Annotated in this window: 21 protein-coding genes; 14 read left to right on the top strand and 7 right to left on the bottom strand. The window is 72.3% G+C overall.

Annotated features, from left to right (window positions below):
• Nucleotides 1-47: 47 nt before the first annotated feature.
• A complete protein-coding gene (locus IFT77_RS06330; RefSeq protein ID WP_192169450.1) occupies nucleotides 48-1,031 on the bottom strand; it encodes a carbohydrate ABC transporter permease in 984 nt (327 codons plus the stop codon).
• Between the two features lie 87 nt (nucleotides 1,032-1,118).
• Complete coding sequence (locus IFT77_RS06325; RefSeq protein ID WP_192169449.1) at nucleotides 1,119-2,375, bottom strand: extracellular solute-binding protein; 1,257 nt, start codon at nucleotides 2,373-2,375, stop codon at nucleotides 1,119-1,121.
• Between the two features lie 163 nt (nucleotides 2,376-2,538).
• On the opposite strand from IFT77_RS06325, the gene IFT77_RS06320 reads away from it, so the two are divergent.
• The 3 genes from IFT77_RS06320 to IFT77_RS06310 all read left to right on the top strand — a co-directional run bounded on the left by IFT77_RS06320 (nucleotide 2,539) and on the right by IFT77_RS06310 (nucleotide 5,928).
• Nucleotides 2,539-3,561, top strand: coding sequence for a LacI family DNA-binding transcriptional regulator (locus IFT77_RS06320; RefSeq protein WP_192042627.1), 1,023 nt, complete (start codon nucleotides 2,539-2,541; stop codon nucleotides 3,559-3,561).
• 77 nt (nucleotides 3,562-3,638) lie between these two features.
• Nucleotides 3,639-4,640 (top strand): NAD-dependent epimerase/dehydratase family protein, encoded by a 1,002-nt coding sequence (locus IFT77_RS06315; RefSeq protein ID WP_192169448.1) that lies wholly within the window; start codon nucleotides 3,639-3,641, stop codon nucleotides 4,638-4,640.
• A gap of 187 nt (nucleotides 4,641-4,827) precedes the next feature.
• Nucleotides 4,828-5,928, top strand: coding sequence for a VanZ family protein (locus IFT77_RS06310; protein ID WP_192169447.1), 1,101 nt, complete (start codon nucleotides 4,828-4,830; stop codon nucleotides 5,926-5,928).
• A 57-nt stretch (nucleotides 5,929-5,985) separates the two neighbouring features.
• Here IFT77_RS06310 and IFT77_RS06305 read toward each other — a convergent pair whose 3' ends face one another.
• The 3 genes from IFT77_RS06305 to IFT77_RS06295 all read right to left on the bottom strand — a co-directional run bounded on the left by IFT77_RS06305 (nucleotide 5,986) and on the right by IFT77_RS06295 (nucleotide 8,023).
• The gene (locus IFT77_RS06305; RefSeq protein WP_192169446.1) at nucleotides 5,986-6,666 is read right to left on the bottom strand and encodes a cation transporter; all 681 of its coding nucleotides are present in this window, start codon (nucleotides 6,664-6,666) and stop codon (nucleotides 5,986-5,988) included.
• The gene (locus IFT77_RS06300; RefSeq protein WP_192042631.1) at nucleotides 6,663-7,016 is read right to left on the bottom strand and encodes a helix-turn-helix transcriptional regulator; all 354 of its coding nucleotides are present in this window, start codon (nucleotides 7,014-7,016) and stop codon (nucleotides 6,663-6,665) included. Before IFT77_RS06300 ends, IFT77_RS06305 begins: the two co-directional genes overlap by 4 nt.
• Nucleotides 7,017-7,078: 62 nt before the next feature.
• On the bottom strand, nucleotides 7,079-8,023 hold the full coding sequence (locus IFT77_RS06295) for a chlorophyllase (protein ID WP_192169445.1): 945 nt from the start codon (nucleotides 8,021-8,023) through the stop codon (nucleotides 7,079-7,081).
• 117 nt (nucleotides 8,024-8,140) lie between these two features.
• On the opposite strand from IFT77_RS06295, the gene IFT77_RS06290 reads away from it, so the two are divergent.
• On the top strand, nucleotides 8,141-8,755 hold the full coding sequence (locus IFT77_RS06290; protein ID WP_192169444.1) for a TetR/AcrR family transcriptional regulator: 615 nt from the start codon (nucleotides 8,141-8,143) through the stop codon (nucleotides 8,753-8,755).
• Nucleotides 8,756-8,771: 16 nt separating this feature from the next.
• Here IFT77_RS06290 and IFT77_RS06285 read toward each other — a convergent pair whose 3' ends face one another.
• Nucleotides 8,772-9,419: an NAD(P)-dependent oxidoreductase gene (locus tag IFT77_RS06285; protein WP_192169443.1), complete on the bottom strand. Its 648-nt coding sequence runs from the start codon at nucleotides 9,417-9,419 to the stop codon at nucleotides 8,772-8,774.
• A gap of 62 nt (nucleotides 9,420-9,481) precedes the next feature.
• Between IFT77_RS06285 and IFT77_RS06280 the strand changes: the two genes are divergently transcribed.
• The gene (locus IFT77_RS06280) at nucleotides 9,482-10,084 is read left to right on the top strand and encodes a TetR/AcrR family transcriptional regulator (protein WP_192042635.1); all 603 of its coding nucleotides are present in this window, start codon (nucleotides 9,482-9,484) and stop codon (nucleotides 10,082-10,084) included.
• A 30-nt stretch (nucleotides 10,085-10,114) separates the two neighbouring features.
• On the opposite strand, the gene IFT77_RS06275 is transcribed toward IFT77_RS06280, so the two are convergent.
• Nucleotides 10,115-11,347 (bottom strand): FAD-dependent monooxygenase, encoded by a 1,233-nt coding sequence (locus IFT77_RS06275; protein ID WP_244638393.1) that lies wholly within the window; start codon nucleotides 11,345-11,347, stop codon nucleotides 10,115-10,117.
• Between the two features lie 45 nt (nucleotides 11,348-11,392).
• Between IFT77_RS06275 and IFT77_RS06270 the strand changes: the two genes are divergently transcribed.
• From IFT77_RS06270 to IFT77_RS06230, 9 genes are all read left to right on the top strand, one after another.
• Nucleotides 11,393-11,932, top strand: a complete 540-nt coding sequence (locus IFT77_RS06270; protein WP_192042636.1) for a MarR family winged helix-turn-helix transcriptional regulator — start codon at nucleotides 11,393-11,395, stop codon at nucleotides 11,930-11,932.
• Between the two features lie 283 nt (nucleotides 11,933-12,215).
• Nucleotides 12,216-13,181 carry a tripartite tricarboxylate transporter substrate binding protein gene (locus IFT77_RS06265; protein WP_192169442.1) on the top strand — a complete coding sequence of 322 codons (966 nt, stop codon included), beginning with the start codon at nucleotides 12,216-12,218 and terminating at the stop codon, nucleotides 13,179-13,181.
• Nucleotides 13,178-13,795, top strand: coding sequence for a tripartite tricarboxylate transporter TctB family protein (locus IFT77_RS06260; RefSeq protein WP_192042638.1), 618 nt, complete (start codon nucleotides 13,178-13,180; stop codon nucleotides 13,793-13,795). The genes IFT77_RS06265 and IFT77_RS06260 overlap by 4 nt, the downstream gene beginning before the upstream one ends.
• Before the next feature lie 12 nt (nucleotides 13,796-13,807).
• Complete coding sequence (locus IFT77_RS06255; RefSeq protein ID WP_192042639.1) at nucleotides 13,808-15,358, top strand: tripartite tricarboxylate transporter permease; 1,551 nt, start codon at nucleotides 13,808-13,810, stop codon at nucleotides 15,356-15,358.
• Nucleotides 15,355-16,359, top strand: coding sequence for a sugar phosphate isomerase/epimerase (locus IFT77_RS06250; protein WP_192042640.1), 1,005 nt, complete (start codon nucleotides 15,355-15,357; stop codon nucleotides 16,357-16,359). The genes IFT77_RS06255 and IFT77_RS06250 overlap by 4 nt, the downstream gene beginning before the upstream one ends.
• On the top strand, nucleotides 16,356-18,149 hold the full coding sequence (locus IFT77_RS06245; protein WP_192042641.1) for a dihydroxyacetone kinase family protein: 1,794 nt from the start codon (nucleotides 16,356-16,358) through the stop codon (nucleotides 18,147-18,149). Before IFT77_RS06250 ends, IFT77_RS06245 begins: the two co-directional genes overlap by 4 nt.
• Nucleotides 18,150-18,152: 3 nt before the next feature.
• Nucleotides 18,153-18,632 carry a ribose-5-phosphate isomerase gene (locus IFT77_RS06240; RefSeq protein ID WP_192042642.1) on the top strand — a complete coding sequence of 160 codons (480 nt, stop codon included), beginning with the start codon at nucleotides 18,153-18,155 and terminating at the stop codon, nucleotides 18,630-18,632.
• Complete coding sequence (locus tag IFT77_RS06235; RefSeq protein ID WP_192042643.1) at nucleotides 18,629-19,675, top strand: 4-hydroxythreonine-4-phosphate dehydrogenase PdxA; 1,047 nt, start codon at nucleotides 18,629-18,631, stop codon at nucleotides 19,673-19,675. Before IFT77_RS06240 ends, IFT77_RS06235 begins: the two co-directional genes overlap by 4 nt.
• Before the next feature lie 2 nt (nucleotides 19,676-19,677).
• Entirely contained in the window at nucleotides 19,678-20,442 is a 765-nt protein-coding gene (locus IFT77_RS06230) for a triose-phosphate isomerase (RefSeq protein ID WP_371740957.1), read from the top strand.
• Nucleotides 20,443-20,465: the final 23 nt, after the last annotated feature.

Below are 20,465 nucleotides of genomic sequence, written 5' to 3'. Positions count from 1 at the left end.
GCGGCGGGCGGCCGACGTCGGGGCGGCGGCGGGCCTGATGGTGGCGCTCACGACTGGTCTTGCTTCCTCTGCACGCGCAGGTAGACGAACCCGCAGACGAGCGCCATGACGATCAGCAGGTTGCCGACCGCGGCAGCGGGTCCGAAGGAGGGGAGGGTCGAGCCGAAGCCGAGCTGGTACGACCAGATGGCGAACGTGGTCGAGGCGTCGCCGGGCCCGCCCCGCGTCATGATCCAGATGATGTCGAAGACCTTCAGCGTGTAGACGAGGCCGAGCAGGATCGTGATCGCCGAGACCGGGCGCAGCAGCGGGAACGTGATGCGCCAGAAGACCTGCCAGGCGTTCGCGCCGTCGAGCGCCGCTGCCTCGTAGAGGTCTTCGGAGATGTTCTGCAGCCCGCTGTAGAGGATCACCAAGTTGAACGGGATGCCGATCCAGATGTTGGCGATGATCACGCTGGTCAGCGCCCACTGCGGGGACGTGAGCCAGTTGATCTGCTCGCCGCCGAGGGTGCGGATGACGGAGTTGACGACGCCGCTCTCGCTGTTGAGCATCCACGACCAGGTCGAGGCGCTGACGATCAGCGGGAGCAGCCACGGCACGAGGAACAGGGCCCGGAGCGTCGACGACAGCGGGAACTTCTGGAAGAAGAACACCGCGAGGGCCATGCCGATCGTGAACTGGAACGCGATGGAGATGCCCGTGAACAGCAGGGTGTTCACCAGCGCCGGCCCGAAGGTCGGGCTGGAGAAGACGTCCGCGAAGTTCTCGAGCCCGATGAAGGGCGCGGTGCCGTCGATGAACGACCGGACCGTGTAGTCGTGCGTCGAGAGGTCGACGTTGCGGACGAGCGGCCAGACGTAGAAGACGGCGAGGTAGACGACGACCGGGGCGAGGAACGCCCAGGCGGTGAGCTGGGAGGCACCGGGCCCACGGCGTCCCCGCCGCGCTCCGTCGCCGGGGAGGCCGGGGTCCGGGGCCGGCCTCCCCCCTGGCGGTGCCTGGCGACGTTCCATCGTGTCGGTGCTCATGGTGCTGCTCCTCGTCGTCAGGCGGTGCCCGGTGCGGTGGGTGGTGTCGCGGTGGGTGGTGCTGGTGGTGCTGGTGGTGCTGTCGGGCTACTTCGTGGCGGACGCGGCGGCCTGCTGCGCCTCCTGCAGGGCAGCCTCGGGGTCGGACGACCCGCTGAGGCTGTTCTGGACGGCCTTCCAGAGCTGCTCCGAGATCTTCGGGTAGTCGGTGCCGAGGTCGTCGCTGGTGCGGCCCTTGGCATCGGCCACCGCGGTGACCCACGGCTCGAGGTCGGGGTCGGTGGCGACCTGCTCTGCCTGGGCGTCCTTCGTCGGGGCGACGTAGGACAGCGTCGTGTCGGTCGCGACGAGGTTCTCGGTGCTCGTCAGGCACGACTGGATCTTCTCGCTCACCTCGTAGCGGGCGTCGTCGCTCTGCACCGGGACGGTGAGGAACTCGCCGCCGGTGGGCGCAGGGGCCGCGCCGCCGTCCTTGGCGGGGATCGAGATGATGCCGTAGTCGATTCCCGACTCCTTGACGCCGGCGAGCTGCCACGTGCCGTTCTCGCCGAAGGCGTACTCGCCGGTCAGGAACTCCTGCCAGCTCGTCGTCTGCGTGTTGTTGATCACCGAGTTGGGGGCGTAGCCCTTCTCGACCCAGTCGGTCCACAGGGCCAGGGCGGAGACGGCGTCGTCGGAGTCGAGCTCGGTGAGGTCGGCACCTGAGCCCCAGTACCAGGGCAGGAACTGGAAGCTGCCCTCCTCGGTGCCGATGCCGGAGAAGGTGATGCCCTTGCCGCCGGAGGCAGAGACCGCCTCGAGGGCGGAGGTGAGGCTGTCCCAGTCGGTGACCGACGCGGGGTCGACGCCTGCCGAGTCCAGGACGGCCTTGTTGTAGTAGAGCGCGAGGGTGTTCGCGCCGATGGGGACGCCGTAGGTCTTCCCGTCGAGCTGGCCCGCGGCCAGGATGTTCGCCTCGATGTCGGAGGTGTCGGCCCCGGTCTCGTTGGTGTCCGTGAGCAGGCCCGCCTCGGCCAGGGTCGAGACGACCGGGTTGTCGACGAGCAGCAGGTCGGGGGAGTTGCCCTGCTGGCCGGCGAGCAGCGCCTTGCTGGTCAGGTCGGAGGTGTCGTACCCGGTGCGCTCGACGGTGACGCCGGCGTCGGTGCCGCACTTCTCGACGAGCTTCGCCCAGTCGCTCGAGTCGTCGAACTGGGGGTACGGGTCCCAGAACGTGTAGGTGCCCGAGGCGGCGTCGGACGAGCCGCCGCCCGCGCCGCCGGCGCAGCCGGTGAGCGCCAGGGACGCGGCGGCGAGGCCGACGACGGCCACGGCGGTGCGCTTGCTGCGGATGAAGGAGATCACAGGAGGTTCCTCTCTGAACTGCTGCGGATGCTCCGTCGGAGGGCCCGGCAGGTGCAGCACAGGGCGCTCATCGTCGAGAGCAAAGAGACCGAAACTGGTTTCGGGAGTGAAGTTACACGGGCAATGGTTGCCCGTCAATGAGTTTGTGAACTATTTTCGGTACATGACCAATGCAGGAGGCGGCAAGGCGGCGACGACGCCCGTCACGCTGGCCGACGTGGCCAGGGCCGCCGGGGTCTCGGTCGCCACGGCCTCCAAGGCCCTGAACGGCCGGGCCCAGGTGCGGGAGTCGACCCGCGTCAAGGTGCAGGAGGCTGCCGCGGCGCTCTCCTTCACGCCCAACTTCTTCGCGCAGGCGCTGAACTCGGCCAGGACCGGCACGATCGGGATGGTCACGAGCGACCTCGACAACCGTTTCGTGCTGCCCGTCCTGCTCGGCGCCGAGGACGCCTTCGGCTCGGGCTCGTTGTCGGTGCTCCTGGCCGACGCCCGGGACGACGCGCTCCGCGAGCAGCTGCACCTGCAGACGCTGCTGACGCGTCGGGTCGACGGGCTGCTCATCGTGGGGCGCACGACGAACCCGCGCCCGCCGGTCCCGTTGCTCGCGGACGTCCCCGTCGTCTACGTCTACGCCCCCTCCAGCGACCCGGCCGACGCCTCCTTCACCCCCGACAACGTCCAGGCCGGACGCCTGGCCGCCGAGCACCTGATCGAGAAGGGGCGGACGCGCATCGCCCTGGTCAACGGAGAGGCGTCCTACGCCGCGGCGCGCGATCGTGCGACCGGCGTCCAGCAGGCCCTGACGGCGGCAGGGCTCGAACTGGTCGGCGGGACCTCCCTCTTCGGGCAGTGGGGCGAGGGATGGGGGCGTGACTGCGCCCGCCTCCTGGTCCGGGGCAGCGAGTCGGTGGACGCCATCATCGGCGGCAGCGACCACATCGCCCGTGGCGTCATCGACACGCTCCGGGACGAGGGGGTCGGCGTCCCCGACGACATCTCCGTGGTCGGCTTCGACAACTGGGACCTGCTCGTCCGCGACTCGCGACCACCGCTCACGAGCGTGGACATGTCGCTCGAGCAGCTCGGACGCGCCGCCGCACAGCACCTCGTCGACGCCATCGGCGGAGCGCCCTCCCCGGGCATCGTGGCCGGCGCCGTGAAGCTCGTCGTCCGGGGTTCCGCCTAGGCGCCTGGCCCGTCGTCCGCGCCAGGGGCGCAACGAGCAGACTGGGGCGGTCCTCCTCGAAGAAAGAAGACCCCCTCATGTCAGCGTTGACAGTCCTGTTCATCGGCGGCACCGGCATCATCAGCTCGGCGGCCGCGGCCCGAGCCGTCGAGCTCGGCCACGACCTCACCGTCCTCAACCGCGGGTCGTCCTCGGCCCGGCCGACGCCTCCCGGCGTCGAGGTGCTGACCGGGGACGTGTCCGATCCGTCGTCGGTCCGCCGGGCCCTCGGCGACCGGTCGTTCGACGTCGTCGTCGACTTCGTCGCGTTCACCCCCGACCAGGTCCAGGCCGACATCGACCTCTTCACCGGCCGGGCCGGCCAGTACGTGTTCATCAGCTCGGCGTCGGCCTACCAGAAGCCGGTCGCCGCGCTGCCGATCCGCGAGTCGTCCCCGCTCCGCAACCCGTTCTGGCAGTACTCCCGGGACAAGATCGCCTGCGAGGACCTCCTCGTCGGCGCCTACCGGGAGCGCGGCCTCCCGGTCACGATCGTCCGCCCCTCGCACACCTACGACCGCACCACGATCCCGGTCACCGGCGGCTGGACCGTCGTCGACCGGATGCGGCGCGGCCTCGAGGTCGTCGTCCCCGGCGACGGCACGTCGCTGTGGACGCTCACCCACCACGTCGACTTCGCCCGTGCGTTCGTCGGGCTGCTGGGCCTGCCGGCCGCCGTCGGGGACGTCGTCCACATCACCTCGGACGAGGCCCTGCCGTGGGACCAGATATACACGACCCTCGCGGCCGCAGCGGGCGTCGACGAGCCGGCGCTGGTGCACGTGGCGAGCGAGAGCGTCGCGGTCGTCGAGCCCGAGTGGGGCCCGGGGCTCCTGGGCGACAAGGCGCACTCCGTCGTGTTCGACAACACCAAGGTCAAGGCGTTCGTGCCCGGCTGGCAGGCGACGACGTCCTGGGCCACGGGTGCTCGGGAGATCGTCGAGTGGTACGACGCCGACGCCTCACGTCGCGAGGTCGACCCGGCGACGGAGGCGGCCTTCGAGCGCCTCCTCGCCGGCGCCCGCGCCTTCGGGGCCTGACCGAGACGGCGATGTCCCCTCGTGTTCCGAGCGTCACGTCGAGTCATGGTCGGACGTGACGCTCGGAACGTGATGTGACACGGCCCCGGGTCGTCCTCCCGGGGGACCGCGTCCCGGTACCGGGGGACGACTCGGACCCTCCCCTGGGGCCATGTGCCGACGGTCTCGAGCCCGGTACTTTCTGGGCATGGGAAACGTGCTGCCGGGAGTGTTCGCGTTCGGGATCGGCTCCGTGCTGGCGATCGGAGCCCTGGTGCCGTGGACGGCGGCCGAGTACCGCCGACACGGCCAGCTCGGTGTCCGACGCACCCTCGTCGCCTTCGGCACCCTCGTCTACGCCCTCGCGCTCGTCACCTACACGCTGCTTCCCCTGCCTGCCGACGTCGCGACCATGTGCGCCGCCCCCGCCCCGGCGCAGCTGACCCCGTTCGCGTTCGTCGGCGACATCGTCAAGGAGGGCGGCATCTCCGGGCCGCGCTCGCTGCTGACGAACCCGGCCGTCGCGCAGGTCCTCTTCAACGTGCTGCTGTTCGTCCCGCTCGGCGCCCTCGCGCGGCATGCCGTCGCCCGGAGGCGGCTCCTCGGCGGCCTCCTGGTCGGCCTCGGCACCGGGTTCGTCGTCTCGCTGCTCATCGAGCTGACGCAGCTCACGGGCGACTGGTTCCTCTACCCCTGCGCGTACCGGCTGTTCGACGTCGACGACCTGATGGCGAACACCGCCGGCGCCGTCGTCGGCACCCTGCTGGCACCGATGGTCGGGCTGCTGGCCGGCTCGGGCGTCCCCGTCGACGCCGACCGGCCCCGGCCCGTGACCGCCGCCCGCCGGTTCTCCGGCATGCTCTCCGACGTCCTGGCCATCTGGCTCCTCTCCGGCGTGCTCAGCGTCGGCACGACGCTCGCCTGGGCCCTCGCCGACCGCGACGACGACGACCCGCTGCTGGCGACGCTCGTCACGACCGGCGCACTCGTCGCGCCGGCGGTGCAGCTGGTCATCGTCCTGGCCTCCGGGCGCACCCTCGGGGAGCACGTCGTCCGCCTGCGGCCGACACCTCGTCCCGGGGCGGGCAGGCGCCTGCTGCGCTGGGCGCTCGGCTCCGGCGGGTGGGCGACGCTGCTCGCCCTCGACGTCCCGCTGTTCGCGTTCGTCGCCTCCGTGCTGGCGATCGCGTCCGTCATCGCGGTGTGGTCGACCCGAGGGAGGCGTGGCCTGGCTCTCGCAGTCCTGCGGGTGGACGTCGAGGACGACCGGACTGCACGGGAAGGGTCTGCGGCACAGCGCGGTGCATGAGCCGTCGTCGCGACACGGACGTCGTGCCGTCGTGACGACGAGGGTGGACGGCGCGGGTCAGCAGCAGTCGCAGGCCTCGACCTGGCGCTCGCCCGTGAGGGCTGACACGGGCGTCTTGCAGGAGTCGCCGCGCCAGGCCTCGAGCCCCTCGCGCACGGCGAACACGACGATGACGAGGCCGGCCACGGGGTCGGCCCAGGTCCAGCCGAACGCGAGGTTGAGCACGAGGCCGACGAGGACGGCCGCCGACAGGTACGAGCAGATCAGCGTCTGCTTCGAGTCCGCCACGGCCGACGCCGAGCCCAGCTCGGTGCCGGTGCGGCGCTCGACGAGGCTGAGGAACGGCATGATCGCCAGGCTCACCGCGGCGAGCACGATGCCCAAGGGGGAGTGGTCGGGCTCGCGGATCCCGGTGAGGGCGAGCACCGCGTCGACGGACACGTAGGCGGCCAGGCCGAAGAACGACACGGCGACGACGCGCAGCGCGACCCGTTCCCGCTTCTCGGGGTCGGGGGCCGCGAACTGCCACGCGATCGCGGCGGCCGACAGCACCTCCACGATCGAGTCCAGGCCGAACCCGATCAGCGCCGTCGAGGAGGCGACGGTGCCGGCGGCGATCGCGACGATCGCCTCGATCACGTTGTACGTGATCGTGACGGCGACGATGATCCGGATCCGGCGCTGCAGCACGAGCCGACGGGCCGACCCGAGGAGGCGCGGCGCGGCCGTCGCGGTCACGCGCCGGTCCCGCAGCAGAACGGGACGTCGCAGGCGTCGTCGGTGCAGGGCTCGCCGTCGTCGACGGCGAGGACGACGTCGACCAGGGCGGTCAGCGCTCGCGTGAGGTGGGCGTCGGCGATCTCGTACCTCGTCGAGCGCCCCTCGGGCACGGCGACGACGATGCCGCAGCCCCGCAGGCAGGAGAGGTGGTTCGACACGTTCGAGCGCGTGAGGCCGAGCTGCTCGGCCAGGGCGCCGGGATAGCCGGGCTGCTCGAGCAGGTGCAGCAGGATGCGGGACCGGGAGGGATCGGCCATGGCGCGCCCCAGGCGGTTCATGACGTCGACGCGCGACGGGATGGTCAGCATGTGCTGACCATACAGCAGCAGCTGACCAATGAGGCGGTCCGGGGTGTGGACCGGGAACCGCCTCACTTGCTCTCGAGGTGGCCGATCGGGTCGGCGGCGTCGTGGAAGGCGGAGCGGGCAGATGCCCAGCTGCCGTCGTCGACGTGCAGCGCGGTGCGGAGCCATGCGGTGGTCAGCCGCTGGACGACGGCGACCCGCTGGGGGCTCTCGTCGGTCGTCTCGGCGACCTCGTAGCCGACGATCCCGCCCAGGGAGTGCTCGGCGCCGTGCAGGGTGAGCAGGTCGGTGGCCCCGGGGCTGTGCGTGTAGGCGTCGATGAACCAGTCGGGGCCGCGGCGGGACATCCTCGACTGGTCGTGGTCGCCGGCGACCACGAGCGTCGGCGTCGCCAGCTCGGCGAAGGAGGGGCGCATGAACGGGAAGTTCGCCTGGGCGAACGGAGCCAGGTCGTCACCGGCGAGACCGGTCGCGGCGAGCAGGACGCCCGCCGTGACGCGAGCGTCGGACCTGTCTCGGCCGACGCCTCCTTCGTCGTCCAGGATCCGTGCGCCCAGCAGCGACTGCGCCGTCTGGCCGCCCCAGGAGTGACCGGCCACAGCGATGTGGCTGCGGTCGACGCGGCCGGCGAGGCCCGGGGCGGCGGCCTCGACGGTGTCGAGCTGGTCGAGCACGCGCGTCAGGTCCGAGATCCGCTCGGTCCAGATGTCGGGGAAGACGGGGTGGTCGGGGCCGAACCCGTTCCGGCGGGAGTCCAGGTGCGTGGGCTGGACGACGACGAAGCCGTGCGACGCCCAGAACGCCGTCAGCGGTGCGTAGCCGTCGAGGTCCCAGCCGTTGCCGTGCGAGAACACGACGACGGGCAGGTCCGTCCCGGTGGCGGGCGCCGACACGCGCACCTCGAGCGGGACGGGGCGGCCCGGGGCGGCCAGCCTCACGGGGGCGACGGACACGACGGGGCTCGGAGTCCCGATGACACTGTCTAGCGGAGTGGTGGCGGTTGAGGGCATGGTGCTTCCTTCCTGGGGGTGTGCTCTGCGAGACTGACTATCGGAGCAACGCTCCGCAACGTTACGGAACGTTGTTCCGTTAAGCAAGCACCAGATCGAGACCTCGAAGGAGGCGACATGACCGATCCGCAGGACGACGACCGATCCGCTGCGCGGACCAGGCCCCCAGGCCGTCCGCGACAGGACCCGCAGGCCTTGCTCGCCGCCGCCGCCGCGGTGTTCGTGGAGTCGGGCGTCGACGCGCCTGTACGGGAGATCGCCGCCCGCGCCGGCGTCGGGGTGGGCACCGTCTACCGCCACTTCCCGACCCGTCCGACGCTGGTCGTCGCCGTCTACCGGCACCAGGTCGAGGCGTGTGCGGAGGCCGGCCCGCGCCTCCTCGCCGAGCGCTCGTCCCCTGAGGAGGCGCTGCGGGAGTGGATCGCGCTGTTCGTGGACTTCCTCGTCACGAAGCACGGCCTGCCCGGTGCGCTCCGGGGCGACGACGCGGGGTCGGACGCGCTGCACGCCTACTTCGTCGGCCGCCTCGTCCCGGTGTGCGCCTCCTTGCTGGAGGCGGCCCGCCTGGATCGCGGGCTCGCCGGCGGCGACGCGCCCCTGGACGGGTACAGCCTCCTCAGGGGCGTCGGCAACCTCTGCATCGGGGCTGCGACCGACCCCGACTACGACGCCGACCGGCTCGTGCAGGCCCTCGTGACCGGCGCGCTCGGCGGGATGCCCGCGGGCCCCTAGGGGAGCCCGGCCTGAGCTATCGCCGGTAGGCGCTGCCGTCGCAGGTGTGCACGGTCGTGTCGTCCGAGAGGGCTGTGAGGTTGTACTTCGCGCAGTCGACGAAGGTGCCGATGCTGATCCTGCGGGCCGAGCGCTGCAGCTCGCCCCGGGACGGGCCGTCGGAGCCGATCCCGGCACGGTGGACCGTCCAGGCGATGTCCCGCGCCTCCTCGTCCAGGTGCCGCATCACCGCCTCGTTGTCCTCGTGCTGTCCGATGTAGCCGCGCGCGATCGTGCTCCGCACCAGCCGGAGGGCAGGGGCGAGCGGCTTGCCGGGCGCGGCGCTCAGCCCGCCGGCCTGGTAGAGGAGGCGCTCCGTGCCCGTGCGACGCATGGCCGGCACGAGCGCCTGGACGAGGGGCGTGTTCACCGGGCGCTCGCGCTGGGCTGCCGCGTCGCCGAGCATCATCACGACCGCGTCGGTGCCGTCGAGCAGCGCGTCGAGGTCGAGGTCGTCGGTGACGGAGCCCTGGACGACCTCGAGGCGGTCGTCGTCGAGGGTGAGCTTCGAGGGCGTCCGCGCCAGGACGCGGACGCGGTGTCCGTCGCCGAGGGCGAGGCGGGTGAAGTGCTGGCCGGTCTGGCCCGTGCCGCCGAACACGAGGAGGGATCGCTGAGTCGTCATGCGGCCAATCTAGTCACTGACTAGAAAATAGGCAATGACTAGTGCGGGTCTATGCTGGGCCGATGACGCAGCGGCCCTTCCACCACGGGAACCTGCGGGCCGTGCTGCTCGACGAGGCGACCACGGTCCTCCGGGAGTCGGGCGTCGACGGGCTGTCGCTCCGTGACCTGGCGCGCCGGGCCGGCGTCAGCCACGGTGCCCCCCGGAGCCACTTCGTCGATCGTCAGGCGCTGCTCGACGCCCTCGCGGAGTTCGGCTTCGAGCGGCTGACGGCCGAGGTGCGCCGGGTGCTGGAGGCCGGCGGCGACCTGCCCGTCCGGTTCCGGCGCGTGGCGCGGGCCTACGTGGACTTCGCCATCGACGACGCCGCGCTGATGGAGCTCATGTTCCAGGCCAAGGTGACCCAGCGGGCCGGTCGGCTGCACGAGGCGGCGGGCGTCCTCTTCTCCGTGCTCGACGGTGCGCTGGGGCCCGCCGCGGACGAGTCCTCCGACGCCGACGCTCGCGACGTCTTCAAGATGCTCTTCGCGGCGACCATGCAGGGGATCGCGGCGCTCGTCTCGTCCGGCCGCATCGCCCGGGCGCAGGCCGACCGTCTCGTCGACGCGGCCGTCGACACGATGCTCGAGTCGTCCCTCCGGGAGCGGGCCACCGAGGCGCCCTGAGCGGATCGGCGCCGGGCTGGTCGGGCCGCCTCAGCGAACGAGGTGCGAGTAGTCGGGCAGGTCGATCGCATCGGCCGGGGGAGAGAAGAGCGTGCCGCCGACCGCGCTGAACGCCCGGCTGGCGCCGATCCTCGCGGCGGTGTTCAGCACGGCGATCCCGGCACGGGTCCTCGGGTTCGCGAGGCGGGGGGCCCCGGGCGGGAGCTGCTGGGCCTGCGCGACGTAGGGGCGCATGATCCGCTCGTAGCCGCGGAACGCGTCGCGGTGGTCGACATGGGCGGCGATCTCCCCGGCGAGGACGTAGGCGCCGACGAGGGCGAGGCTCGTGCCCATGCCGCTGATCGGTGACGCACACCAGGCCGCGTCGCCGAGCAGGGCCACGCGTCCCGTGGTCCAGGCGGGCGCGTGCACCTGACCGATGTGCTCGAAGTAGAGGTCGCCCTCCTGCTCGAGCCCGTCGAGGATGCGCCGCGCCTCCCAGCCGGCGTCGGCGAACTTCTCGCGGAGCAGGTCCTTCTGTTCGTCCGGGCTGAGGCCAGCGTGAGCGCCCGGCGTCGACAGGAACGACATCGTGGCCCGGATCGTGCCCTTGGTGTCGGGTCGCAGGGTCATCGTGCGCCCGCCGGGCGCGTTGTGCCAGCGCGCCCAGTCGCTGTCGCGCTCCGTCCGCGGAATCGTCAGGTACGAGGTGTCCAGGCCCAGCGGTCGGATGGTCGGGGCGCTGCCGAACACGAGTCGACGGGTGCGCGAGCCCATCCCGTCCGCGATCACGACGAGGTCGACGTCGCGGTCGCCTCCGTGCTCGAACGACACCCGGACGTGGTCGGGCTGGTCGTCGATCGCGGCGATGCTGTCGCCGAAGACGTACTCGACCGCACCCGCAGTCCCAGAGCCGACCGAGGCGTCGACGAGCAGGCGGGCGAGGTCGCCTCGCAGGATCTCCAGCTCGGCCGTCGCGCCGCCCGTGTCGGAGGTGCTGGCCGGGAACTGCGCGACGGTGCTGCCGTCCGACCGGACGAACTCCGTGCCGAGCTCGCCGGTCGTGGCGTCACGGATGCCGTCCTCGACTCCCATGCGACGGGCCACCGTGCGGCCTGCGCCGCGGACGTCGATGTTCTGCCCTCCGTCGCGGAGCTCGGGCGCACGCTCGACGACGGTGACCTGCCACCCGTAGGCGGCGAGCCAGTACGCGAGAGCCGGCCCGGCGATGCTGGCGCCGGAGACGAGGGCGGTCTTGGCAGGGATCATGGTCGTTCCGCTCATTGGTAATCAATAAGATTGGCAAGATAGAGTATTACCATGGTGGGCATGGACGTCAAGCCGGACCTGCCCTCGACCCCGCCGAGCCGGAACGAGCGCACCGACCGCGCCGAGCGCACCGCCGCCCGCCGTGACGGGAGCGACGGCGCAGGCGGCGACCTCCGCGCGCAGGTGCAGCAGATCGCGATCAGGCAGCAGCGCTTCGAGCAGCACCTCGCCGCCGAGCTCGACGTGGACCGTGCGGGCCTGGAGGCGATGGACCACCTGATGACGACGGGGCCGACGACCCCGACCGAGCTCGCGCGCCGCCTCGGCATCTCCACCGCCGCGACGACCCTGGTGCTCAACCGGCTCGAGGCCGCCGGGCACCTGCGGCGCGACCCGCACCCGACCGACCGGCGCAAGCTGGTCGTCACGGCCTCCGAGGAGTCGTCCGACCGCGCCTGGGGCCACGTCGCGCCCCTGATCGACAGCGTGGAGGCGCTGATCGAGTCCCTGGGGGAGTCCCAGCGCGCAGTCGTCGAGGACTTCGTCCGGGGCCTGCTCGCCGCCTACGACGACGCGACGCCGGCACGCTCCTCGGGCTGAGGCTCGCGGGAGGCGGTGGCGCCGGCGCCCCGCCCGCGGGGTGTCCCGAGCGACGAGCGCGCCGAGCAGCTCGGCGACGTCGGCGAGCCCGAGCCCGGCCGCCGTCGCCGCGTCCGGGAACCCCTCGAGGCGCGCGATCGTCAGATGCCCGTGGCGATGCTCCCGGGGCGCAGTCGGGGCCTGCATCTCGAGATCCGACTGGCGTAGATCCGATAGGATATGCGATAGTTGCCGAAGCGGGTGGTCTGCACCCGGGTGGAACCGATCACTGGAGATCAAGACGATGAAGTCACGTACCCCCCTCGTCGCCGGCCTGGCCGCGGCGTCCCTGCTCTGCCTGACTGCCTGCGGCTCCGCCGCCGGCGCAGGATCCTCCGACGGCGCCCCCACGGGCAACGTCACCATGCTCGTGCCGATGGGCGCCGGCGGCGGCAGCGACCTGTCCGGGCGGGCCATCGCCTCCGGCCTCGAGGGCGGCACCGGCCTGAACGTGAGCGTCGAGAACCGCGAGGGCGGCTCCGGCGCCATCGGCTACTCGTACTTCCTCGGCCAGGAGGGCAGGAACGACCTGCTCCTCGCCGCGGAGACCGCGATGCTCGCCTTGCCGGTCACCCAGGACGTGCAGTTCACGTACGAGGACTTCACGCCGATCATGAAGGTCGGCGACGACTTCACGCTCATCGTCGTGCCTGCCGACAGCGACTACGACACCTGCACCGACGTCGTCGACGCCGCCGGCGACGAGCGCGTCGTCGCCGCCGTCTCCGGCTCGACCTCGCTCGACGAGATCGTCTTCACGCTCATCGAGCAGGAGGAGGGCGTCGAGTTCGACCGCGTCCCGTTCGAGTCGGGCAGCGAGGTGCTCACGGGCCTCCTCGGCGGCCAGGTCGACGTCGCGTCGCTCAACCCGGCCGAGGTCATCGCCCAGCTCGAGGCCGGCGACCTCAAGGCGCTCTGCGCCGTCGCGGAAGAGCGCTACGAGTACGACGAGCTGGCCGACATCCCCACGGCCGGCGAGCAGGGCATCGACGTCTCGTTCGCGCAGTTCCGCGGCTTCATCGCCCCGGGCGGGATCAGCGAGGAGGCCGAGCAGTTCTGGATCGACGCCGGCCAGGCCTACGCCGACAGCGACGCCTACACGGAGTACGTCGAGAGCAACTACCTCCAGCCCAACGCCCAGTACGGCGACGAGTTCACCACGTACCTCGGCGAGAACACCGCCGACCTCGAGAAGGTGTTCGGCGAGTGACCGCGGCGCAGCGCGGCGGGATCGCCGCCAGCGCCGTCCTCGCGGCCGTGGGCGTCGCGGCCCTCCTCGGGGGCCTCGGCTACGGCGTGACCGTCGAGGGCGGCGAGATCGGCCCGGGGTTCCTGCCCGCGATGGCGGGCGGCCTGGTCGCGGTCTTCGCGGTCCTCGACCTGGTGGGGCGCCTCCGTCGCCGGTCCGACCGGCCGACGCAGGCCGAGCTCATCCTCGACACGGCGTCCCGTCCTGAGGACGGGGTCGTCCTCGGGGACCCGCGCGACCCGGGCGCCCCCTCGACGAGCACCCAGTCGATCCACTCCCCGCTCGTGGCCGACGACGACGCCGACGGCGTCGACATCCTCGGCCGCACGCAACGTCAGCGGAACCGGATGCTCGCCGTCGTGCTCGGGCTCGTGGTCGTGACGCTCGTCATGGTGCAGGTCGTCGGGTTCCTGCTCGCCTTCGTGCTGCTGCTCTTCGTGGTCGCCGTCTTCGTGGAGCGCCGCCGCGTGCTCCCCTCCGCCCTCGTGGCGCTCGCCGCCGGCGCGGTCACCTACGCCGTCTTCGTCGCCCTCCTCAGCGTGCCCCTGCCCCAGGGCCTGCTGGGCCTCATCTAGGGACTGGCCCTCATGATCGACAACCTCGTCCTCGGCTTCTCGACGGCGTTCACGCCCGAGAACCTGCTGTGGTGCTTCATCGGCGTCCTGCTCGGCACCGTGATCGGGCTCATGCCCGGCCTCGGCTCGACCACCGGCGTCGCCATCCTCATCCCCCTGACCCTCACCCTCGAGCCGGTCACCGCGCTGATCATGCTCGCCGGGATCTACTACGGCGCGCAGTACGGCGGCACGATCACCAGCGTCCTCATCTCGACGCCGGGAGAAGCCGCCAGCGTGGTCACCACGCTCGACGGCTACCAGATGGCCAAGAACGGCAAGGCCGGCTCGGCCCTCGCCATCAGCGCCATCGGCTCGTTCGTCGCCGCCATCATCTCGCTGGCCCTGCTGATGTGGCTCGCGCCGCCGCTCGCGGACCTGGCCCTGAACTTCGGCCCGGTCCAGAACCTGGCGATCATGATCCTGGGCCTCGTCATCGTCGTGAGCTTCGCGGGCGGCTCGCTGTCCCGCGGCCTCATGATGGCGGCCGCCGGCCTGCTCATCTCGACGGTCGGCGTCGCGACCGGGTTCAGCGACGCCCGCTTCACCTTCGGCAGCATCAACCTGCTGAGCGGCATCCCCTTCATCGAGGTGATGATCGGCCTCTTCGCCGTCGGCGAGGTGCTGCACCAGATCCGTCGTGGGGCCGACGCCCCCATCCGCACCCGCTTCCGCGACATGGTCATCAGCCGGGGCGAGCTGAAGCGCAGCGCCGGTCCGATCCTCCGCGGCAGCGGCATCGGCTTCGTGCTCGGCATCCTGCCCGGTGCGGGCTCGACCCTGGCCTCCTTCATGGCCTACGGCATCGAGAAGCGCGTCTCGCCCCGCAAGGCCATGTTCGGCAAGGGCGCCATCGAAGGCGTCGCGGCGCCCGAGAGCGCGAACAACGCCGCCGCGAACGCCAACTTCGTGCCGACGCTCGCCCTGGGCATCCCGGGCGGCGGCACGACCGCGGTCCTGCTCGGTGCGTTCACGGTCTACGGCCTGCAGCCCGGCCCGCGCCTGTTCGAGACGCAGCCCACTCTCATCTGGGGCCTGCTCGTCTCGTTCTTCATCGGCAACGTCATGCTGCTCGTGCTGAACCTGCCGCTCGCGCCGGTCTTCGCGCAGATGCTCCGCATCCCCTACGGCTACCTCTACCCGATCATCCTGCTGACGAGCTTCGTCGGCGCGTACTCCGTCAGCAACAACATGTTCAGCGTCGTGCTCGTGCTGATCTTCGGAGTCGTCGGATGGGTCATGAAGGAGCTGGACCTGCCGATGGCGCCGCTCGTGCTGGGCCTCGTGCTCGGCCCGCTGTTCGAGAAGGCCCTCGTGCAGACGTCGGCGATCGGCCAGGGAAGCTTCCTGGTGCTGCTGCAGAGCCCCATCAGCGTCGGCATCCTGCTCTTCGCCGTGCTGCTCATGGTCGGCCCGAAGCTGGCCGCCCGGTTCGCGGTGCGTCGAGGCCCCCGCGGAGCTGCCGCGGTCGACCCCGACGCGGCCGAGGCTCGCGAGCACGCGCGGGACGAGGCGGGACGATGAGCCCCTCCCGTGCGGACTGGCCCATCGCCGCCGCGATGCTCCAGTTCCCCGCCGTCGGCCGCGACGGCACGAGCACCCTCGACGCCGAGCCAGAGGTGTGGCAGGCCTCGTTCGAGGAGATCGCGGAGGCCGGGTTCGACCTCGTCGAGATCAACGACAACTGGCTGCGAGTCGGCGACCTCCCGGGCCGTCGGCTCGACGAGCTCGCCGCCGCCGGCCGGGCCGCGGGGGTCGACCTCACCAGCGTGTGCGTCGTCCGGTCGAGCGTCATCGACCCGGCGACCGGCTCCGAGAACCTCGCGTACAGCCACCGCACCCTCGAGGCCGCGGCCCGGCTGGGAGCAGGCGTCGTGTCGGTCGGCTTCCACCGACCGCTCACGCCGGAGCAGCGCGAACGCCTCTGGTTCTGGACGGCCCAGGGCGAGGTCGACGCGCCCGACGACCCCGAGAACTGGCGGCTCGCCGTCGAGCGCGTCTCGGAGCTCGGCCGGCACGCCGCCCAGCTCGGACTCGACCTGACCCTCGAGATGTACGAGGACACCTACCTCGGGACCGCCGAGAGCTCCGTGCGCCTCGTGACCGAGGTGGGTCTCGACAACGTCGGCCTCAACCCCGACGTCGGCAACCTGGTGCGGCTGCACCGCCCGATCGACGACTGGCGCGAGACGCTGGCCGCGACCCTGCCCCATGCCAACTACTGGCACGTGAAGAACTACCACCGCGACGAGGACCCGGCCACCGGCACGTACACGGCCCTGCCGGCCCCGCTCGAGCTCGGCCTCATCAACTACCGGCACGCCGTGCGCGACGCCGTCGAGGCGGGCTTCCGCGGCACCTTCGTCTGTGAGCACTACGGCGGGGACGGGCTCTCCGTCGCCGCCCTGAACAGGGACTACCTCCGCCGGGTGCTGCCCAGCGCCGAGCGGATGGCCGTCCTCGACGAGCAGGAGGCGCTGGTCGCCTCCGTCGTCACCGACCCGAGAGAGGAGATGGTGTCATGACCATCCTCGAGTACGACGCGACCACCTTCGCCGACGAGGCCCTCGACGGCTTCACGGCCGCACACGGGTCGCTGCGCCGCGTCGACGGCGGAGTCGTGAGGCGCGACCGCCTGGCCGACGGCCAGGTCGCGGTCGTCGTCGGCGGCGGCTCCGGCCACTACCCGGCGTTCGCCGGACTCGTCGGCCCCGGCCTGGCCGCCGGAGTCGCCTACGGCAACATCTTCGCCTCGCCGTCGGCTGGCCAGGTCTGCCGCGTCTCGCGGGCCGTCCAGCGCGGCGGCGGCGTGGTGCTGTCGTTCGGGAACTACGCCGGGGACGTGCTGAACTTCGGCCAGGCCGCCGAGCGCCTCCGGGCCGAGGGCGTCGACGTGCGCGTCGTCGCCGTGACCGACGACATCGCCAGCGGCGGCCGGGACGAGATCGCGAAGCGCCGGGGCATCGCCGGAGACCTGACGGTGTTCAAGGTGCTCGGCGCCGCGGCCGAGGCAGGCCACGACCTCGACCGCGTCGAGCAGCTCGGGCGTCGCGCGAACGACCGCACCCGCTCCTTCGGCGTCGCGTTCTCCGGCTGCACCCTGCCGGGTGCGAGAGAGCCGCTCTTCACCGTGCCGGAGGGGCGCATGTCCATCGGCCTCGGCATCCACGGCGAGCCCGGCGTCGGCGAGGCCGACCTGCCGTCGGCTCGCGAGCTGGCCGAGCTGCTGGTGGGCTCGTTGCTCGCGGAGGCGCCCGAGGACGCTGGAGACCGGGTCGTCGTCCTGCTGAACGGCCTCGGCACCTACAAGTACGAGGAGCTCTTCGTGCTCTACGGCCACGTCGCGCGCCTGCTCGACGAGGCGGGCGTGACCATCGTGCAGCCCGAGGTCGGCGAGCTCGTCACGAGCCTCGACATGTCCGGCGTGTCAGCCACCTTCTTCTGGGTCGACGCCGAGCTCGAGCAGCTCTGGGGGAGCCCCGCCTCGAGCCCCGCCTTCCGCAAGGGCGCCGTCGAGACGCACGACGACCGCACCGGGGACGACCGCGAGCCCGACGAGGTGCCTGCCGTGCTCCCGGTCGACGACCTGCGTCACGCCCGCGTCGGCGGCCCCCTGCTGGCGGGGCTCGAACGCGTCGCGGAGATGGTGGTGGCGTCCGAGGACGAGTTCGGGCGCCTCGACGCGGTGGCCGGCGACGGAGACCACGGGATCGGCATGGCGCGCGGCATCACCGCGGCTCTGGCCTCGGCTCGTGCGGCCGTCGAGCGCGGGGCCGGTGTCTCCACGGTGCTGGCCGAGGCCGGCGAGGGCTGGGCGGAACACGCCGGAGGCACTTCGGGCGCGCTCTGGGGCGTCTGCCTCACCAGCGCCGGGGCCGCCCTGGCCGCCGAGCCCGATCTCCGTGATCCGCGGGCCTCGGCACGGGCCGCCGCGGCGGGACTCGCGGCGATCCAGCGCCTCGGCGGCGCCGAGGTCGGCGACAAGACCCTGGTCGACGCGTTCGTCCCCCTGGTCGATGCCCTGCACCGGGCGGCGGCGGACGGCCTCGACCTGCCGGACGCGTGGGCGCGTGCCGCAGAGGCAGCCGACGAGGCGGCCGACGCGACCGCGCACCTCCGCCCCCGCCTCGGCCGTGCCCGGCCCCTCGCCGAGAAGAGCGTCGGCCACCCGGACGCGGGCGCCGTCTCGTTCTCGCGCATCGCCGGCGTCGTCGCTCGCGAGACGGTGATCCCGACCGCGGCGCCCGACGCCCCGGTACCGACCCCGACCCCGACCCCGATCCCGACCCCGATCCCGACCAGCCAGGAGGCCTGACCCGTGAGAGAACCACTGCGCATCGTCGTCGGCTGCGACGACGCCGGCTTCGAGTACAAGGAGAGGCTTCGCGCCGACCTCGAGGGTGACGACCGCGTCGCGAGCGTGGTCGACGTCGGCGTCGGCCCCGACGGGCACACCGCCTACCCGCACGTCGCGGTCGAGGCCGCCCGGATGGTCGCCGACGGCCGTGCCGACCGCGCCCTGCTGGTCTGCGGCACCGGGCTCGGGGTGGCGATCGCCGCGAACAAGGTGCCAGGAGTCCGTGCGGTCACCGCGCACGACGGCTTCTCGGTAGAACGAGCCGTGCTCTCGAACGACGCCCAGGTGCTCTGCTTCGGGCAGCGCGTCGTCGGCATCGAGCTCGCGCGTCGTCTCGCCTCGGAGTGGCTCGACCACCGCTTCGACCCCACCGGCGCGTCGGCCGCCAAGGTCGACGCCATCAGCTCGTACGAGGAATCCCCGGAAGGATCCGCAGCATGACCGTCAGCACACCTGCCTCCGCCAGCCACCACCGCGACGAGGCCGCCGACGGCGTCGCGCCACGTCCCCGCATCGCCCTGACCCTCGGGGACCCCGCCGGCGTCGGGCCCGAGCTCGCCGCCCGCCTCCTCGCCGATCCTGCCAACCTCGAGGCCGCCGACATCCTGGTGCTCGCCGACCGCGCCGAGCTCGACGCCGCGGCCGCCGTGATCGGCGTGACGATCCCGCTCAGCGACGAGCCCCGGCCCGGCTTCGCCACGCTGCTCGACGACGGGTCGGCGCCGGCGGATCCCATCCCCCCGCGCCAGGTCAGCAAGGAGGCGGGGGAGCGCGCCCTGCACCAGCTGCGGCGGGCCATCGACCTGGCCAACGCGGGCGAGGTCGGCGCCATCGTCTTCACGCCCCTGAACAAGACGAGCCTCCACCTCGGCGGCATGACCGAGGAGGACGAGCTGCGCTGGTTCGCGAAGGAGCTGCGCAGCGAGGGCGTCACGAGCGAGATCAACATCATCCCCGGCCTCTGGACGGCGCGGGTCACCTCGCACATCGGGATCCGCGACGTGGCCGACCGCATCACGACCCAGGGCGTCGTCGACGCGGTGCGGCTGCTCGACGAGCTGCTGCGCGACTCGGGCGTCGAGCGCCCCCGGCTCGGCGTCTGCGGCCTCAACCCGCACAACGGCGAGAACGGCATCTTCGGCCGGGAGGAGATCGACGTGATCGCCCCCGGCGTGGCCGAGGCTGCCGCAGACGGGATCGACGTGGTCGGCCCGTTCCCCTCGGACACGATCTTCGTCGGTGCCCGCGAGCGCTACGACGGCATCGTCACGATGTACCACGACCAGGGCCAGATCGCCATCAAGCTGCTCGGCTTCGACGGCGGGGTCACCGTGCAGGGCGGCCTGCCCGTCGTCATCGCGACGCCCGCGCACGGCACGGCGTTCGACATCGCCGGGACAGGAGTCGCCAGCGTCACGTCGAGCCAGCGTGCGCTCGACGTCGCCATCGCGGTGGCCGGCCGTCGCGCCGTCCGCCAGCCCTGACCGTGCTCGTCGGGATCAGCACCAAGGCGTACCTCTCGAGGGCGCGCACCCTCGGGTGGCTGGCGGAGCTGGCCGACCTGGCCAGGGACCACGTCGCGGTGCGCAGCGGTGCGGTCGAGCTCGTCGTGGCCCCCTCGACGCCGCTGCTCGAGGCGGCGGTCCGGCTGCTGGACGGGACGGGCGTCGAGGTCATGGCGCAGGACGTCAGCCGCTTCGCCGGAGGCGCGGTGACCGGCGAGGACGTCGCGTCGCTCCTCGCGGACCTGGGCGTCGCGTACGTCGAGGTCGGCCACGCCGAGCGTCGCAGGCTGCTCGGCGAGACGGACGCGGTGGTCGCGGAGAAGGTCCTGCGCAGCCGGGAGGCGGGGCTCGTGCCGTGGCTCTGCGTGGGGGAGGAGACGCGGGTCGGCCCCGTGGAGGCCGCGGCGTCGTGCCTGGCCCAGGTCGCCGCCGCCGCGGGCGACGGGCCGCTCGTCGTGGCCCACGAGCCCGTCTGGGCCATCGGGGCGGCGGAGCCGGCACCCGCCGGCCACGTCGTGGGAGTCGCGGAGGCGCTCAGGGCGGGACTGCCCGAGGGAGTCGCCGGTGCCCGGCTCGTCTACGGGGGCAGCGCCGGGCCGGGACTGCTGGCGGCGACGGCACCGGCTGTCGACGGGCTCTTCCTCGGGAGGCGTGCCCACGACGTCGCCGGGGTGGCGAGCGTCCTCGACGAGGCGCTCGCCGCCTCCCGTCGTTCCCCACGCATCTCGGGACAGCGGGCTCGATGAGCCTGCCTATAGGAAAGACGACC

Origin of the sequence: Frigoribacterium sp. CFBP 13729 (assembly GCF_014841875.1) — a bacterium.
GTDB lineage: Bacteria > Actinomycetota > Actinomycetes > Actinomycetales > Microbacteriaceae > Frigoribacterium.
This window is presented reverse-complemented; position numbering and strand designations above follow the sequence as displayed.